Genomic DNA, 15,249 nt, shown 5'->3' with positions numbered 1-15,249 from the left:
ACTGGTTTTAGAAGTAATCTTATTTTCAGGAAATAAGTAAAAAGAGAAATCGATGGATTACGAAATTGTGTCTCCTGAAGAAAATGTATCGATAAAGCAAGACCAATCGATCCTGCAAAGTGCTCCTTCTAAAGCTGCAAAAGGTCATAGGTTTCTGATTTCTTTTAATATCGACAAAAGGATTCGGGGAAGATTCCAGCAGACCGCCGACAGGAAAAAATATATTTTAACTGGATTGGTGACGGGGGAAGATTTTTATTTCGTATTCACGGCGGTCCAGTTTTTGACGGCTTTTCTTGATCCATAATTCACTTGAAAAAACTTTGCTTGTATAAGAAAATCCTCCGCCAGAGGAAAAGAATCGCTTGATCTAAAGAAGCCCTGTAAAGTGCCCCTTATAAAAATGCAAAAATCAAGGGTTTTTCAATTTCACTTTTTTTAACAAATGTATTCCGGGGTAGATTTAAGCAGACCGTTAGCAGGAAAAATATATTTCAAATGAATTGATCATGGGGGAAAAATATATCTTGGCAAATAAGCCTCACACAGTAATATATCATAACCAATAAAATTTCACTTCAAAAGAGCTTCGAATTCTTCTACAGTAAGTCCTGAAACTTTTATCAAGTTTCTTAAAAGACCCGGCTTCAGTTCTTTGTGCTTCGGGACCGTCAGCGTAACTTTTGAGCCTTCTTTTCTAAGGACAACATGACTGCCCACCTGTCGGTGAGGGAGCCAGCCAGCTTTAGAAAAGGCTTTAATTGCCTGCATTCCGGAAATTACAGGAAGCCCAGACATTTAAGCAACCACGTCAATAACTCTACAGGAAGATTTCCCAATACATTCCTGCAGTTCGTCTTCTGCAAGAGATTCCAGACAGGCTTGAATTGCTTCTTTAATGTTTTCAATAGCTTCTTCTACAGTATCTCCCTGTGAAAAACATCCCGGTAAGCCTGGGCAGCTGGCAATAAATCCCACGACTTCTTCATCTTCCTCAAGGATAATTTTGAACCGCATAAGACCGATTATAAGGCTTTTTGCTTAAATTTGTATGGGTAAGGGTTTAATGTTGATATTTTTGATACATAATTCACTTGAAAAAAGTCGCTTGAATCAGAAAACCCCATCCCCACGAGGAAAAAGAATCGTTTAATCTAAAGAAGCCCTGCAAAGTGCCCTTTCTAAATCTAAAAAATCACGGGTTTTTCAATTTCACTTTTCTTAACTTTATCTTAACAAACGTATTCGGGGTAGATTTTAGCGGACCGCCGGCAAGAATAATATATTTCAAATGAATTGGAAACAAAGGTAGAAAATTTCATCCTTCCCTCCCTTCTTCCTTTAGTAATTATAAATCTATTTTTAAATTTGTCAACCTTGAAAACTACCTTTTGGAGGCTCTTGGCGTTAAGGCAGACCTGGTTATGAAAGACGCTTTAAAGCCGAATATAGGCAAACGTATCCTGAACGAAGTCGAAGCTGTCTGAAGAGGGATTGAGATTCACGGGTTTTTCAATTACATTTTATTCTTAACTTTATCTTGACAAACGTGCTCGTAAAAGCGTCAACCAGACAGCCAGCAGAAAAAATATATTTTTACTGAACTGGTAAGAGAAGAAAAACTTTCAGTCAATTTTAAGCAACTTACTTTTATCTTCGAGAAAGAGAGGCGAAAACTAATAGAAAAATTAATATTTACGGATATCCTTGCAAGTCAGAGAAACAATTCACCCTTTGTCCAGAGTTCATCAAATTTTGCCTTGAATCGCTTTGCATATGATTCATCATATATTCTTGTCATGCCGAGGTTTCTACCCATATTGAACTGGTCTTCAATATCGAGCAGGGTTATCCTGGAATCAATGATTACAAAATTGTATTCGTTTTCTAAAATTCTTACTTCCATCAGGTCCTTAATATTGCGTTTAAATGACAGGTCTTCTATCGAATCAATAAGCTCTTTTAAAGATGGCAGGAATTGTGATCCCGGATCTAAAATTTTAACTTTTACGCCGCGCTGTACTAAACTCAAATAAGCTTTGCTGAAGGTGGATACCGAGGAATCATATAGCTCCGATCTTCCAGGTCTGTACTTACCATGGATTACAACACATATTTCATGATCGATTTTCTCAAAAGTCGAAGTCACCATTTCATTCAGTTCATTATTACGGAACCTGTCAGGCCAGAAGACAGTTTCAACATTTTTTGGCGAATTGTCGTTGCAGAGTTCCCTTTCGATTTCATCAAATGTTTCTTTGAGCATTTTGAGCTTATTGAGTGTTTCTTCCTCTTTTCTTTTGTACATGAGTTTAAATGCTCTTTCAGGATCAACCACCTGGTATCTTTGTGGTCTTGACGGCTGGATTTCGACAAGCTCATAGTTTTTGAGGGCTTTTAGAACTTCGTAGATCTTTCCTATAGGGACTTTCGATGCATTTGATAATTTGCTTGCTTCCATAGAATCCTGTTTCAGGAGTGTCAGGTAAACTGAACTCTCATACTTGTTTAATCCAATTTTTGCAAGTAATTTTTCATCCATCTTTTCACTACTTTTCAGTTTATTGTAGAGTAAAATGGTTATCTTTTCGAACGATATTAAGACTACTGTTCTAGCATATGAAAGTTAAGTTGTTAAGTTAAAGGCTACACTGACTGAGTACATTAGTTCAAATAAAAAAACGATATGTGGCAAAGGTTACACTGAATCTATATAAGAATAACAAACAACTAACTCCATGAATAATATGGGATAGATTAACTAAAAGTGTATGGGATAGATTAACTAAAAGTGTATGGGATAGATTAACTAAAAGTGGTCAAGATGATGTTTACAAAAAGTAACAGATACGATTTTGATTTTGTTAAAGAAAACATGATGGGACCAAACGCAATAAAGATTCTTGAGGAAGTGTCCGAATCTTTGAAGCTTGAAAAAGGCATGAGAATACTTGATCTTGGTTGTGGGAGAGGGCTGACCTCAATATTCCTGGCAAAAGAATATGATGTTACGGTTTTTGCAACTGATCTCTGGATAAGTGCGACAGATAACTATGAGAGGATTAAGTCAATGGGACTGGAAGATAAAATAATACCAGTACACGCAGAAGCCCACGATTTGCCGTTTGCAAATGAATTTTTTGATGCTGCTATCAGTATAGATGCCTATCACTATTTCGGAATTGAAAAAGATTATTTGACAAAGTATTTTGCTCCACTCGTAAAAAAAGGAGGACAAATAGCAGTTGCAGTTCCGGGCTTGAAGCAGGAATTTACAAATGGAGTTCCAGAAGAATTAGTGCCATACTGGTTTGAAGATATGACTTTAACTCTACACTCATGTGATTGGTGGTATAATTTATGGAAAAACTCTGATTTGGTAAGTATTAAAGAATGCAAAGAATTAAATTGCTTAAAAGAATCCTGGCAGGATTGGCTTTTGTGCGATAACGACTATGCTCGTAGGGATATAGGGATGATGGAAGCTGAAGGTGGAAATTACTTTAACCTGGTTTCGATCAGAGCTACAAAGTTATGATTCTAAAGTTGTGTTTGGGGAAAATTTAAGCAGACCACCTATTGAGTTAATATACCCAAACTGAGATAATAACTCATAGGAAAATACCTCGGCAAATTAAACTTACTTGATAAAAACCACCAAACAAAAAAATCTTACTTCAAAAAAGCTTCGATCTCTTCTACCGCAAGTCCTGAAGTCTTTATCAAGTTTCTTAAAAGACCCGGCTTCATTGGAATGGACTTTCTCTTATCTTCAAGAAGTTGTTTTGGTTTCTCGTCAAGGCAGACAAGAGGTTTTTTAGGATCGCAATCCTCTTCGTACAGATTAAGAATATTGTACATACTTTCCCTATATTCAGAATCAATAGTCTGAATGCACCACATCCGCCTCAACCAGGGCTTAGTTTTGCTTTTTTCAAAATAAGCCTTATACTCTCTTGCTTATTGTTTCAAATCCTTCTTTCTTCCTCAGTTCTTCGGTAAGCAGGGACAGCGACCATCACTTGCTTCCATCAGGAGAACTGCTACAAGCTAAAGCGATTACTTCTGCAACATGTTTTTCGGTGTATTTTGCAGGTTGACCGGATCTTGGCTTGTCCATAAGAGCGTTCGAGAAATCTTCTTCCACATACCTTTTCCTTATATTCAAAGTAGTATTTCTGGAAACACTTAATGTTTCTCTGGAAACACTTAATGTTTCTCTGGAAACACTTAATGTTTCTCTGGAAACACTTAATGTTTCCGCTATCTTGATAACTCTTTTTCGCTGGTTTGACAGGAGGAGGATGTGGGCTCAGGTTAGTTCTCTTGCATTTTTATGTCCTTTTTTGTATATGTCCAGAATTAGGAGTTTATAGCAGGTAATATCCATTTTACCAAAATTGTGAAAATGGCAAATATAATAATAAGCCAAATTACCCAACCGGGTAAATTTTCGGGTGTGTCAACCATAATAACAGATATTTCAGAATCATATAAAAAGACATATAGATGGATGATTCCACTCCTTTTTCATATCAATTTTGAGTTACTTGGAAAGGATAAGGAGAACTTTTCGCCTCTTATTAAGCGATCCTTTTTCGAGCTACTTTCTTTAACTTATAATTAACTTGAAAAAGTCCCTTAAATCGGAAACTCCTCACGAGAAAAAAGAATCGATTAATCTAAAGAAACCCGGCAAAGTGCCCCTTATAAAGCTGCAAAAATCACGGGTTTTTGGTTCCCTTTTCTTGACATAATCTTAAAAAACGTATTCGGAGGGAGATTTTAACAGCCTTTTGGCAGGAAAAAATATATTTAAAATGAATTGGGGATAGAGGAAGATTTTCGTCTAATATTCGGAGGTCCAGTTTTGGATAGATGCAATGAAAACAAAATTCAGTTAGTAGTTTTTCACTTTAATTCGAAAACAACCATCCCGGTCAAAAAATATATTGAAAACTCTTGAAAATAACCCTGAGGAAAATTTATCGATAAAAGTAAAAACGATTGGACTGTAAAAGTTAATTTTCACCCTTAAAAGCTTTGGGTTAAGAAAAAAATGCATTTCGAGTCTAACGTGTATTAAAAAAAGTGGAAAAGAAATATGTGTTTATGTAACTCAGTTACACAAGCAACATTTAATATCTATTTTCCCTGGGTTTCCTGTGGTTAGGAAGACACTCTCTGCAGTAAACCGGTCTTTCCGGGTCGGGCTTGAAAGGTACTTCGGTTTCAACACCACAATCAGAGCATGTTGTCTTGTGCATTTCCCTGGGAGCTCCGAAATTATTTCCTCTAAACATGTTTCCGTCATTAAAAGCCATATTTGTTTCACCTTTGGTTTTAGTTGTTAGTTAATTGTTTGAAAATAAGATTGTATAGAACTCTTTGATTAAAAACAAAAATTGGTTTTTAATAACAGATTGTTATACGTCTCTTTATTTGTCAACACATATACATGGCATCTATATTATATAAACGTATCTATATAATCCGAGGCACACTCCCTCAAATGATAGAATAATGTCTATATATTGCTTAATAGTCCATATATTACTTAATAATCCATATATGGCTTAATAGATTATATATGGCTTAATAGGAGACAACAACCCATTTTCTGATAGCTCCTGAAAATAAGCTTCGCCTGGAAAACCCATCACTATAATTGTAAAACAGTTATCCCATTGTAAAACAGTTATCCCATACCAAAAATCGGATTGATGATCTAAAAAACAATGCTTAGAGGGATCGATCAATGAAGTGCAAAACTGATCGAGTTGGAAATAGCTCTATCTTCTGCATGTAAAGGCTTTCAGGTTTTCGAGTTCTTGATTTATACAAACGTATTCGGGGAAGATTTAAGCAGCCAGTCGGCAGGAAATATATATTTCAACTGAGTTGAAAAGATCCTTTCAAAAGTAGAGTCCATTTCTCAGTTTGATAATAATCCATTCATTAATAACTTCTTCCAGGTTTCTGTGGCATTCCTCAAGGTTTTTGCCGGTAGCCCAGGCCCCTTCAAGTTCGGGAACTTCTCCATAATATGGTTCTTCGTCATCTATTATTTCATATTTTATTTTATATTTTGCCTTTTCAAGGACTGCCTGGATACACTGGATAAGGATGATTACACCTGTCCGAACCTGGTATATCTAATTACAATTCAAGATTCCATCCTTAGTACTTATAAATACCAGTAAAGCAGATTAATACGCGGGTTACTATAAAAAACATTGAAAAAGAATTATTTTGAAAAGGTTGGTGTAATAATATGAAAGGATTTGCAATGCTTGAAATTGGAAAAGTAGGCTGGATTGATACTGAAAGACCTTCTGCAGGCCCATATGATGCAATCGTGAGGCCTCTTGCAGTCGCGCCGTGTACATCAGATATTCATACTGTCTGGGAAGGTGCGCTTGGAAACCGTAAAAACATGGTTTTAGGACACGAAGCTGTAGGTGTTATAGAAGAAATCGGATCAGAGGTCAAAGACTTCAAACCAGGCGATAAAGTAATTGTTCCTGCAATTACACCTGACTGGCGGTCCATGGAAGCACAGGATGGAGTGCCTATGCACTCAAATGGGATGCTTTCTGGATGGAAGTTTTCAAACTTCAAAAGTGGAGTCTTTGCAGAATTTTTTCATGTAAATGATGCAGACATGAATTTAGCTCTACTTCCAAAAGGAATGCCTCTCGAACAGGCTGTCATGCTCTCAGATATGGCGACTACTGGAATACAGGGTGCAGAAATGGCAAATATTAAAACGGGCTCTACAGTTGCAGTTATTGGAATAGGTCCTGTTGGTCTGATGGCAGTGGCAGGTGCATCTATTCTTGGTGCAGGCAGGCTCATTGCAGTAGGAAGTCGGAAAGTCTGTGTTGATCTTGCTCTGGAATACGGGGCATCTGAAATTGTTGATTACAGAAAAGGTGGACTTGTTGGACAGGTTCTTGAAAAGACGAATGGAAAAGGTGTGGATTCTGTTATCATAGCAGGAGGAAATGAAAATACAATATCGGATGCGGTCAAAATTGTAAAACCCGGAGGCACGGTCTCAAACGTCAACTACTACGGCACCGGAGACACACTTCCTATCCCACGTATTGAATGGGGATCGGGTATGTCTCACAAAGACATACGTGGTGGTCTGACAACCGGAGGTCGTCTGAGAATGGAAAGAATGGCAGACCTATGTACCTATGGAAGAATAAAACCAGAAAAAATGGCCACCCATGTATTCGAAGGATTTGACAAAATGGAAGAGGCTCTCTTGCTCATGAAAGATAAACCAAGAGATCTGATCAAACCTGTTGTTCTTCTGAGCGAATAAAGGAGTTTACTCCCCCTCCCTGAATTCTTCGCAAAACTCAGAGTTTTGAGGAAAGGGTATTCTCGCCTTATGGGATAAAAGATTGATCAGATAGACAGGGTAGAGTTGTAAAAGTAGCTAATGGTTAGCCATCGTAAAATTTTCAGTGCCAAATTTTGAGAGGAATTTTCACTCAATTTCTTGATCTAAAAGTTGAAACCCTTTCAGCAGCAATTTTCCAGATATTCCTCTATGTAAAGTTGGAGATTAGGGAACGGAAGATTCAACCCATTTCTAGCCGATCTAATCTCCAGCAAAACACCTGCCAAAATGTTTTATTCTATTTGAATTCAGGCAGGAGTTTCCTTGTTCAGGATATATACAACCATTCCAGGGTTCAACCTGCTTTCCCTTGAAACCTTTTTCTCAATCTCCTCAGTGGATTTACCTTCGATTTTCATCTCCTTAATCTTTTCAATTACTGAAGAGGGAATTGCGTAATACTCGTTTATATCCTTCCTGTGTCCCCAGACATCTCCTTCGATAAGCTGGACTCTCTGCATTTCAAGGAACATTTCTATGGACTTTGAGACTGTACGCATGTAAGATTTAGGTAATTGGATTACCTCAATCTTCGGGCAGGTTTCTACCAGTTCAAATATGTCCTTGTTCGAAGGCCTGAAAGCCAGGTGAACAAGACGCTCATTCGGATTAAGTGTAAAGATTTCTTCTCTGGAACTAACTACTCTTATTCTCATGTTGTATTCCCCCACTGTTAAGTTCTTTTTTTATTGTATCTACTATAAACTACATTTACTTATTATATATAGTTATCTCATTGAGCTAATATTATTTTGATTGTATTCTGAGAATACCAGTCATATCATATTTTCTAAATTGGTATAAGAAAGTCGTAAATGGAATAAAAACGGTCATTATGAGTTAGATTTTTTATTTTTACTTCTAATTTTACCTCGCTTCATATCCAAATTTATTCTAAATACTGACTTAACTATTTTTATAACTAATTCATTTCAGTTTCAGGTTTTTATGAGGCTTTCCCCATCAGGCAAATGACGCCGAGGTAATAAAACATTTTGAAACAGCATTGAAACTTAATTCGAAAGTTGAAGTGAAAAGGACACTCGATAAATTAAAGAAAATCGGTAACTATTCAGCCACTGATAAAAAAGTATGTTTTTTCAGCAAAATGCTGAAATTCTCAGAATAATAGCGGCGCTCCTTTGAGCGCCGCGAGAATACCGTCTATAACAGGTAAATCGTTCTTTTTAATGGTTGAGATATAAGCTCTAATTCTGCAGAAAGCTTCCGCTCCTTGTATAGTTCTGAAAGTTCCTGATATTTTCTGCTGTAATTTCATCATCCTTATGTCTCTTTCTGCTTGGTTATTCTCAAACGGAACTCTCAAGTCATTGAGGAATCTCAGGATCTGTTTTTTGTTTTCTATAAACCTGTCAAGTAGGTTCCTTGCTTTTGTTTTTGGATTTTTACCACGTTTTCCTTGTTTTTCAGGGTTTAGAGAAGGTGGATTTTCTTCAATCCCTTTCATGACTACAGCATCGAACCTTTCTTCTAACACTTTAATTTGCTCAAAGTCCAGATCTTTGACCTGCTCTTTACACTCATCAGTATACTTTTTCATTTCTGTTAACAGTTCATTCATCTCTTTAGCCCATTGCTGTTTATAGTTCTCCTCAATTCCAGTAAGTTCTCTCTGGAGATGAGCATTGCAAAGAGCATGATCACATTCATAACTGTTATAGGGTTTCCATCCGTCATGAACTGCTATTCCTTTAAACTCTGGAAGAATTCCCATGGCATTAATTGCTTCTGATCCTCTTTTTGAGTGAGCAAAATAACAGGTGTATTTGTCATTAGAAGCTACATGAAGCCAATGCCTTTTTCCTTCAATTTTCATCCCAGTTTCATCACAATGGATTACAGGAGAAGTTATTAACCTCTCCTGACTCACATTTTCAAACTCCTCTAAATTTCCGGAAGCATTCTTTTTCTGCTCTGATTATCGTAGCAGAACAGATTTTTATCCCCATAACGTCATCAAAAAACTCTAAAATCCTTTTATAGGGAATAAACTGGTAGTTTTTACAGTAAATTGCTGAAGCTAAAATATTAGGACCATACTGGACGGGATATTTCACAGATTCTGGAAAAGAAGCTTTATTTGATTTTCCACAGTGAGTACAGGTCTTAATCTGACTTCGATGTTCCGTAACAATTAGATTTACAGGAGGAATATCAAAAATTTGTCTTCTCTCATAAGCTTCAACTTCAACATCCTCAAGAGTATGTCCACATTCTTTGCAGCAGGTCAAAGAATGTTCAATTACCTAATCAGGATCATTAACCATATCAAGAGTTGTGCCTGGATGACCTTCTTGACCTCCAGGTTTCTTCCCACTCTTTTTCCGGAGACTCTTGGGATTAGGTTTTTCTTTGACTGAAAAGTCAGTAGAAGGAGGTTTACTGCTGTTTCTGCTATTTTGATTTAAGCGAGATTCTAAAATCCTTACACGTTCTTCTAGTTCAGCAATTCGAATAGCTTGTTCTTCTATGATAGTTTCAAGTCTCTGGATTACAGAAATTACAGCTTCAGGACCAGCTTCATAGATAACGAGGATCTCTTCACGTGTAAGCATAATAACGAAACAAAATAGGATTCAATTTATATGCAATTTTTCCTCGAAAAGAGGAAAAATTGTAGCCTTTCAAAGGCTACCTGAATTGTTACGAAAATCGATTAATTCGACGATGTTGTATCTGACAAAGTCAAGCTATGTACCCATCAGAAATAAATTATCACGGGTTTTTAAGTTCCTTTTTTTAAGCAAAAGTATTCGGGGGAGATTGAGTAGTTTGCTGGTAGAAAAAATACATTTCAACTGATTGGGAATGGGGGAAGATTTTTCATTTCGTATTCGGTGGGCCAGTTTCGGATCACCCCAATGAAATAAGTAAAGGTCACGAGTTATGAGAAAAGGATGATTCCGGGGTGGATGTATTATAAAAAAAGTAAAAGTGTAAGTCCGCTTGAGCGAAGTTCACTTTATAACCCTAAATTAGCCCTCTTGAGCGATACAAAAAGGGCAGCTTCCTGCAGAGCCGCAACTCGACCGACGCGAAATTCGGGTTAGTATCTATCTTCTCTGGGTTTCCTGTGCTTAGGAAGACATTCTCTACAGTAAACGGGTCTCTCCGGGTCAGGTTTGAAAGGTACTTCGGTTTCAACACCACAATCAGAGCATTTTGTCTTGTGCATTTCCCTGGGAGCTCCGAAACCTCCGCGGTTGCTGTCTCTTCCCCTACTTCCTCTGTCATTATAAGCCACTTTGTTTCACCCTGGTTTTAGTTGTTAGTTATTGCTGAAAAATAAGATTGTATACTACTCTTTGGTTAAAAACAAAAATTGGTTTTTAACAACAGATCGTTATACATCTCTTTATTTTCAATACACATACATTGCACTTAAAATATATAAATTTTTCATAATAATAGTAAACATGTTTTCTTTTGAATAGAAGAAAACTTCGTGAGCAGGCTTTGTGATCAGGTTTTATGATAAGGGTTTGTGATCAGGGTTTGTGATCAGGGTTTGTGATCAGGGTTTGTGATCAGGGTTTGTGATCAGGGTTTATGGAACAAGATAAACTGCCTGAAATCCCAATTCCGGCGGATTATCCGATAAAACAAAATATATCGGCCCTACAAAGTGCTCTTTTCAAATCCGTAAAAGATCACTGGTTTTTGAGTTCTCGATTTCTGTAATAAGATTCAGGAGAGATTCCAGCAGACCGCTGGCAGGAAAAATATATTAAAATAGAAACAAGAGGGGGTAAAAGAAATTTCAACATCTTTCAACATCTTTCAACATCTTCATTCTGATATTTAAATTTAAATCAGTTATTAATGTAGCCTTTTCGCTCAAGCCATTCTACCTGGGGCCTTGTATATTTCCAGGTTACTTCGGCTTTGGAGTTTTGAACTTCCCAGGGATTAGCTATGACAACGTCGCCTTCGCGGATCCACATCCTCCTCTTTTTAGAGCCAGGAATCCGGCCCATACGGACAATCCCATCCATACATTGAAGTGTTACTCTTTTCGAGCCAAGTAAACACGCAACTGTTGCCAGGACTTCATTTCTGTCCTTGCGAGGGATTCGTACCCTGGATACTTCAGGGGTATCTCTTGAGTTTACTGGTTTTGTGGTTCCTAATCTTCTTTTTCTAATAGTGCTTCTGTAATTAGCCAGGTTAATTCCTCCTTGATAAACTGTGATTATTTTTTTTATAATTTTTGTGTTGAATAATTCATACCGGTTCACATTCTCAATGCCGGTTTATCCTTACTTTTCCCTGCCGGATGAGGTGGAAATAAGTAAAGAAACAAAGAGAGTAAACCAAAAAACAAAAGGAAAAAATGAATCAGGTGTTAATGTACACTTAATTACTAAATTAATACCCGATGCAGATTATTTTTGGAATATCCTGTGGTTAGGAAGATATTCCCTGCAATATACTGGCTTGCCTTCGGTGGGTTTGAACGGTACTTCGGTCTCAACACCGCAGTCAGAACAGGTCACTTTTGTCATTTCCCTTGGTCCACTGTTACCGCGGAAACCTCCGGAATTTCCCCTGAAATTTCTGTCCTTAAAAACCATTTTCGTTTACCTCCACTTTAGCGGATAGTCAATAGTTTAAAAACAAGATTGTATATCCCTTGGATTAAAAACAAAAGTTGGTTTTTAATAACAGATTATATGTCCCTTTATTTTCAACACCTATACAATACAGTCAAATTATATAAATGTATCTATACAAATATATGCTCTATCTCAAATGAGAGAACTCTTTTTAGACATGGTTTACAGGGAAGATAACAGCCTATTTACTGATGGCTTCTTAAACATGGTCTACTTGAAAAACCTACCAATATAATTTCAAAACAGTTTCACCATGCAAAAAATCGCATTGGTAATCTAAAAAACATCTCCAATTGAATTGATCGATGAAGTGGAAAACAAAAGTATATTTCAGATCTGAGGTATATTAAAAAAAGTAAAAGCGTAAGTCCGCTTGAGCAAAAGCAAAACGGACCTCGAACTGTTGCGATGTAATCACAACTCTCTGGAAATCTTTGATTTTCTGTGACCCCGAAGTGAAATCGGGATGTGAAAATTGAGTTTAGTATCTGCGGTTTTCTCTGGGTGTCCTGTGGTTAGGAAGACAATCCCTGCAGTAAACCGGTCTTTCCGGATCAGGTTTGAAAGGTACTTCGGTTTCAACACCACAATCTGAACATTTTGTTTTGTGCATTTCTCTGGGAGCGCCGAAATTAGAATTAGAATTTCCTCTGAAGTTTCTGTCATTAAAAGCCATTCTTGTTTCACCTTGGTTTTAGTTTTTGTTAATAGTTTAAAAATAAGATTGTATAGAACCCTTTGTTTAAAAACAAAAATTGGTTTTTTAACAACAGATGATTATACGTCTCTTTATTTTCAATACCTCTACATCACACATATAATATATAAATATATCTATTCATATAATGGCACACTCTCTTAACTAAGAGAACACTTTATAACCAGAGCTTGCCGAAGAGATTTCTGAAAACCGCATGCATAAGAAATGTATGGGTTTAATACAACAGCCATTTCACTTTTAATTATAAATATTTTCATGATTGTTTTCATGGTAAGAAAGTCGATTGATACTTTTTAGATTAAGCAAATAATATTTACCCTTTACCAAGTTGTGAAATATATACAAAAACTCCAGCGTCAACACTGCTAAAGCTATATGAACTATAAAGTTTTCCCACCACGACAAGTTAAAGGCAAGGAATCAAAGGAATAAATACTGACGGCTGGATAGTCTGTCTGTTGTTCGCCTGTTGTTAGTATAATGCTTGTATGTTATTCGTATAATCCTCTCTAATACTCCTCACACTCCCCCAACGTAACTCTTAACTATCCTTATCCTCCTTGGTTAATCAGATTGCTATGGCTGACAGATCACATTCTCGCATGTGGTACGAAAACATTGCAGGAGCGCCCCTGTTCAGTGCAGGCGCGCTGGCTTCCTTGGCATTATCACGGCTGAAATGCGAATGGACTTGCCCTAATTGTAAAACAAAATATGATAAAGACATAAATGCCGCTATCAATATCTAAAAATTCGCTCTCATAGATCAAAATCTAATTGGATTGTAACACCTACGGAACGTGGGGAAGAGCTTGGAGACTTACCCTCAATGGAGGGAGGAATGAACCAAGAAGTCACTCAGTCTTTAGCTGAGTGGTAGTTCACTTCTTTTTCACTTATCCTTGCCCTGAGCAGGTCAAGCACTTCTTCATCTGAGACATCATACCAGTTTTCATAAGCCTGAGCAACAGTCCTGAAATTGATAAGCATATCGAGTACAATGAGTTCATTAGCTTCTTCTGCTATCGTTTCTGCAATCTCTTTCCCGGCAACAGGTGCAGCAACTACAACTTTTCCTGCTTTCCGGGCTCTACAGAGTTCAATAGCTGCCCGCATGGTAGAGCCCATGGCAATCCCGTCATCGACAAGGATTACGGTTCTTCCTGTAATTTCGGGCAGGGGATTTCCCCCCCTTAAGGCATTTACACGCCTTTCGATCTCAGCAATCTGTTCCTGTTTGATCTGTTCAATGGTTTCCCTGGCTAGCCAGTAACCGGCATTATCTAAAATAAAGGTGCTTCCGTCCTCGGCTATTGCTCCGAATCCGGCTTCCGGGTTGTCAGGAAAAGGCAATTTCCTTACAATAATAAGGGAGAAGTCAACACCCAGCCTCCTTGAAACCTGTAACCCCACTTCCACGCCCCCGCGTGGAATAGCAAGGACAAGAGGGTTTTCAGTTCTGTACCTTTCAAGAGCTTTAGCCAGTTTTTCTCCCGCATCTTTACGGTTTTTGAACATGCTTCCTCCTCAGCTTCCCCTTTAATTTCCTGAGTTGTTTCCTCTTTATCCCCATTAAATTAAACAACCCTTACAGGGGGGCTGTAGACCTCAACTGAAGAGCCTGAAGGGAGAGTAGTTTCCGGCAGGCAGAGGGCAAGGACCTGCCTTGCAACATCTTCCGGTTTGAGGGTTGGCTCATCGGAGTATATGGTGTGGTACAGCCGGGTGTCAACACCTGCAGGACAGACTGCATATACCTGCAGCCCTCCTCCAATCTCGTAGGCAAGGGCTTCGGTCAGGCCTATTACCGCAAATTTCGAGGTGCAGTAAACCGAAAGCTTGGGAACCCCACGTTTTCCTTCCTCTGAAGCTATGTTGATGACCCGGCCGTTCCCCCGTTTCAGCAGCTGGGGCAGGGCATACTTTGTGCAGTAAAAAATTCCTTTCACGTTTGTATCCATTATTTCATCATATTCCTCTGTTGAGGTTTCCACAAGGTACTTATTGTGTGCTACTCCTGCATTGTTCACCAGGATGTCAATCCTCCCAAAAGCATTTACTGTCTTTGAAATTAAGCCCTTAACATCTTCTTCCGTCCTGATATCGGCCTTTACTGCAAGAGACCTTCCTCCATTCCTCTCAACTATTCTGGCAGTTTCTCTGATCTCTTTTTCGGTTCTTGCGGCAATTACAACATCGGCTCCTTCTTTTGCCAGTGCCAGGCAGATAGCCCTGCCAATCCCCCTTCCTCCGCCGGTTACAATAGCTGTTTGACCTTTCAGTTTCATATAAATCCTTTTATAATTCTCCATCGGGATGAAGGATATATCTTTGGAAGCATTGTTTCTGAATAGAGTTCCGCCTGAAAAATAAAAAGCGACAGGACTACAGTCTTTTTGTTCTGTGTTTTTCGTGGATATGATATGAAATCTGGATTGAGTATTTTTTTCCGTGTCTTTTTTTAAAAATTAAGG

The 15,249-nt window shown here is 37.9% G+C and carries 15 protein-coding genes and 3 pseudogenes; 4 read left to right on the top strand and 14 right to left on the bottom strand.

Going from position 1 to position 15,249, the window contains the following annotated elements; all coding sequences use genetic code 11:
- Positions 1-52: 52 nt before the first annotated feature.
- Positions 53-307, top strand: coding sequence for a hypothetical protein (locus MSWH1_RS09315; RefSeq protein WP_048127973.1), 255 nt, complete (start codon positions 53-55; stop codon positions 305-307).
- Positions 308-573: 266 nt separating this feature from the next.
- Here MSWH1_RS09315 and MSWH1_RS09310 read toward each other — a convergent pair whose 3' ends face one another.
- The 3 genes from MSWH1_RS09310 to MSWH1_RS09300 all read right to left on the bottom strand — a co-directional run bounded on the left by MSWH1_RS09310 (position 574) and on the right by MSWH1_RS09300 (position 2,542).
- Entirely contained in the window at positions 574-798 is a 225-nt protein-coding gene (locus MSWH1_RS09310) for a type II toxin-antitoxin system HicA family toxin (protein ID WP_011307322.1), read from the bottom strand.
- The gene (locus MSWH1_RS09305) at positions 799-1,017 is read right to left on the bottom strand and encodes a type II toxin-antitoxin system HicB family antitoxin (RefSeq protein ID WP_048127971.1); all 219 of its coding nucleotides are present in this window, start codon (positions 1,015-1,017) and stop codon (positions 799-801) included.
- Between the two features lie 697 nt (positions 1,018-1,714).
- Positions 1,715-2,542: a TrmB family transcriptional regulator gene (locus MSWH1_RS09300; protein WP_048127969.1), complete on the bottom strand. Its 828-nt coding sequence runs from the start codon at positions 2,540-2,542 to the stop codon at positions 1,715-1,717.
- A gap of 282 nt (positions 2,543-2,824) precedes the next feature.
- On the opposite strand from MSWH1_RS09300, the gene MSWH1_RS09295 reads away from it, so the two are divergent.
- Complete coding sequence (locus MSWH1_RS09295; RefSeq protein ID WP_231585673.1) at positions 2,825-3,538, top strand: cyclopropane-fatty-acyl-phospholipid synthase family protein; 714 nt, start codon at positions 2,825-2,827, stop codon at positions 3,536-3,538.
- A 200-nt stretch (positions 3,539-3,738) separates the two neighbouring features.
- Here MSWH1_RS09295 and MSWH1_RS20100 read toward each other — a convergent pair.
- The 3 genes and pseudogenes from MSWH1_RS20100 to MSWH1_RS20820 form a co-directional block, all read right to left on the bottom strand.
- Positions 3,739-4,390: pseudogene (locus MSWH1_RS20100) on the bottom strand (helix-turn-helix domain-containing protein); the annotation flags it as partial.
- Positions 4,391-5,138: 748 nt separating this feature from the next.
- Positions 5,139-5,324 (bottom strand): CxxC-x17-CxxC domain-containing protein, encoded by a 186-nt coding sequence (locus tag MSWH1_RS09275; protein ID WP_048127965.1) that lies wholly within the window; start codon positions 5,322-5,324, stop codon positions 5,139-5,141.
- Between the two features lie 591 nt (positions 5,325-5,915).
- Positions 5,916-6,113 carry a type II toxin-antitoxin system HicB family antitoxin gene (locus MSWH1_RS20820; RefSeq protein ID WP_369798590.1) on the bottom strand — a complete coding sequence of 66 codons (198 nt, stop codon included), beginning with the start codon at positions 6,111-6,113 and terminating at the stop codon, positions 5,916-5,918.
- A gap of 161 nt (positions 6,114-6,274) precedes the next feature.
- Between MSWH1_RS20820 and MSWH1_RS09270 the strand changes: the two genes are divergently transcribed.
- On the top strand, positions 6,275-7,336 hold the full coding sequence (locus tag MSWH1_RS09270) for an NAD(P)-dependent alcohol dehydrogenase (RefSeq protein ID WP_048127963.1): 1,062 nt from the start codon (positions 6,275-6,277) through the stop codon (positions 7,334-7,336).
- Positions 7,337-7,665: 329 nt separating this feature from the next.
- Here the strand turns inward: MSWH1_RS09270 and MSWH1_RS09265 are convergent, their stop codons facing one another.
- The 6 genes and pseudogenes from MSWH1_RS09265 to MSWH1_RS09235 all read right to left on the bottom strand — a co-directional run bounded on the left by MSWH1_RS09265 (position 7,666) and on the right by MSWH1_RS09235 (position 12,730).
- On the bottom strand, positions 7,666-8,073 hold the full coding sequence (locus tag MSWH1_RS09265) for a DUF1699 family protein (protein WP_048127961.1): 408 nt from the start codon (positions 8,071-8,073) through the stop codon (positions 7,666-7,668).
- A gap of 464 nt (positions 8,074-8,537) precedes the next feature.
- Positions 8,538-9,993, bottom strand: a pseudogene (gene tnpC, locus MSWH1_RS09260) (IS66 family transposase).
- Positions 9,994-10,484: 491 nt separating this feature from the next.
- Entirely contained in the window at positions 10,485-10,682 is a 198-nt protein-coding gene (locus MSWH1_RS09250; RefSeq protein ID WP_082088090.1) for a CxxC-x17-CxxC domain-containing protein, read from the bottom strand.
- Between the two features lie 568 nt (positions 10,683-11,250).
- Positions 11,251-11,583 carry a translation initiation factor eIF-1A gene (gene eif1A / locus MSWH1_RS09245; RefSeq protein ID WP_048130359.1) on the bottom strand — a complete coding sequence of 111 codons (333 nt, stop codon included), beginning with the start codon at positions 11,581-11,583 and terminating at the stop codon, positions 11,251-11,253.
- A gap of 240 nt (positions 11,584-11,823) precedes the next feature.
- A complete protein-coding gene (locus MSWH1_RS09240) occupies positions 11,824-12,012 on the bottom strand; it encodes a CxxC-x17-CxxC domain-containing protein (RefSeq protein WP_048127956.1) in 189 nt (62 codons plus the stop codon).
- Positions 12,013-12,535: 523 nt separating this feature from the next.
- A complete protein-coding gene (locus tag MSWH1_RS09235; RefSeq protein WP_048127954.1) occupies positions 12,536-12,730 on the bottom strand; it encodes a CxxC-x17-CxxC domain-containing protein in 195 nt (64 codons plus the stop codon).
- 728 nt (positions 12,731-13,458) lie between these two features.
- Between MSWH1_RS09235 and MSWH1_RS20815 the strand changes: the two are divergent.
- Positions 13,459-13,524, top strand: a pseudogene (locus tag MSWH1_RS20815) (zinc ribbon domain-containing protein); the annotation flags it as partial.
- 109 nt (positions 13,525-13,633) lie between these two features.
- Here MSWH1_RS20815 and MSWH1_RS09230 read toward each other — a convergent pair.
- Complete coding sequence (locus tag MSWH1_RS09230) at positions 13,634-14,293, bottom strand: phosphoribosyltransferase (RefSeq protein ID WP_048127952.1); 660 nt, start codon at positions 14,291-14,293, stop codon at positions 13,634-13,636.
- A 59-nt stretch (positions 14,294-14,352) separates the two neighbouring features.
- Complete coding sequence (locus MSWH1_RS09225) at positions 14,353-15,063, bottom strand: SDR family NAD(P)-dependent oxidoreductase (RefSeq protein ID WP_048130358.1); 711 nt, start codon at positions 15,061-15,063, stop codon at positions 14,353-14,355.
- Positions 15,064-15,249: the final 186 nt, after the last annotated feature.

It is taken from the genome of Methanosarcina sp. WH1, from assembly GCF_000970005.1.
GTDB lineage: Archaea > Halobacteriota > Methanosarcinia > Methanosarcinales > Methanosarcinaceae > Methanosarcina.
Note: the sequence above shows the minus strand (reverse complement) of the source record. Positions and strands in the feature narration are given on the sequence as shown.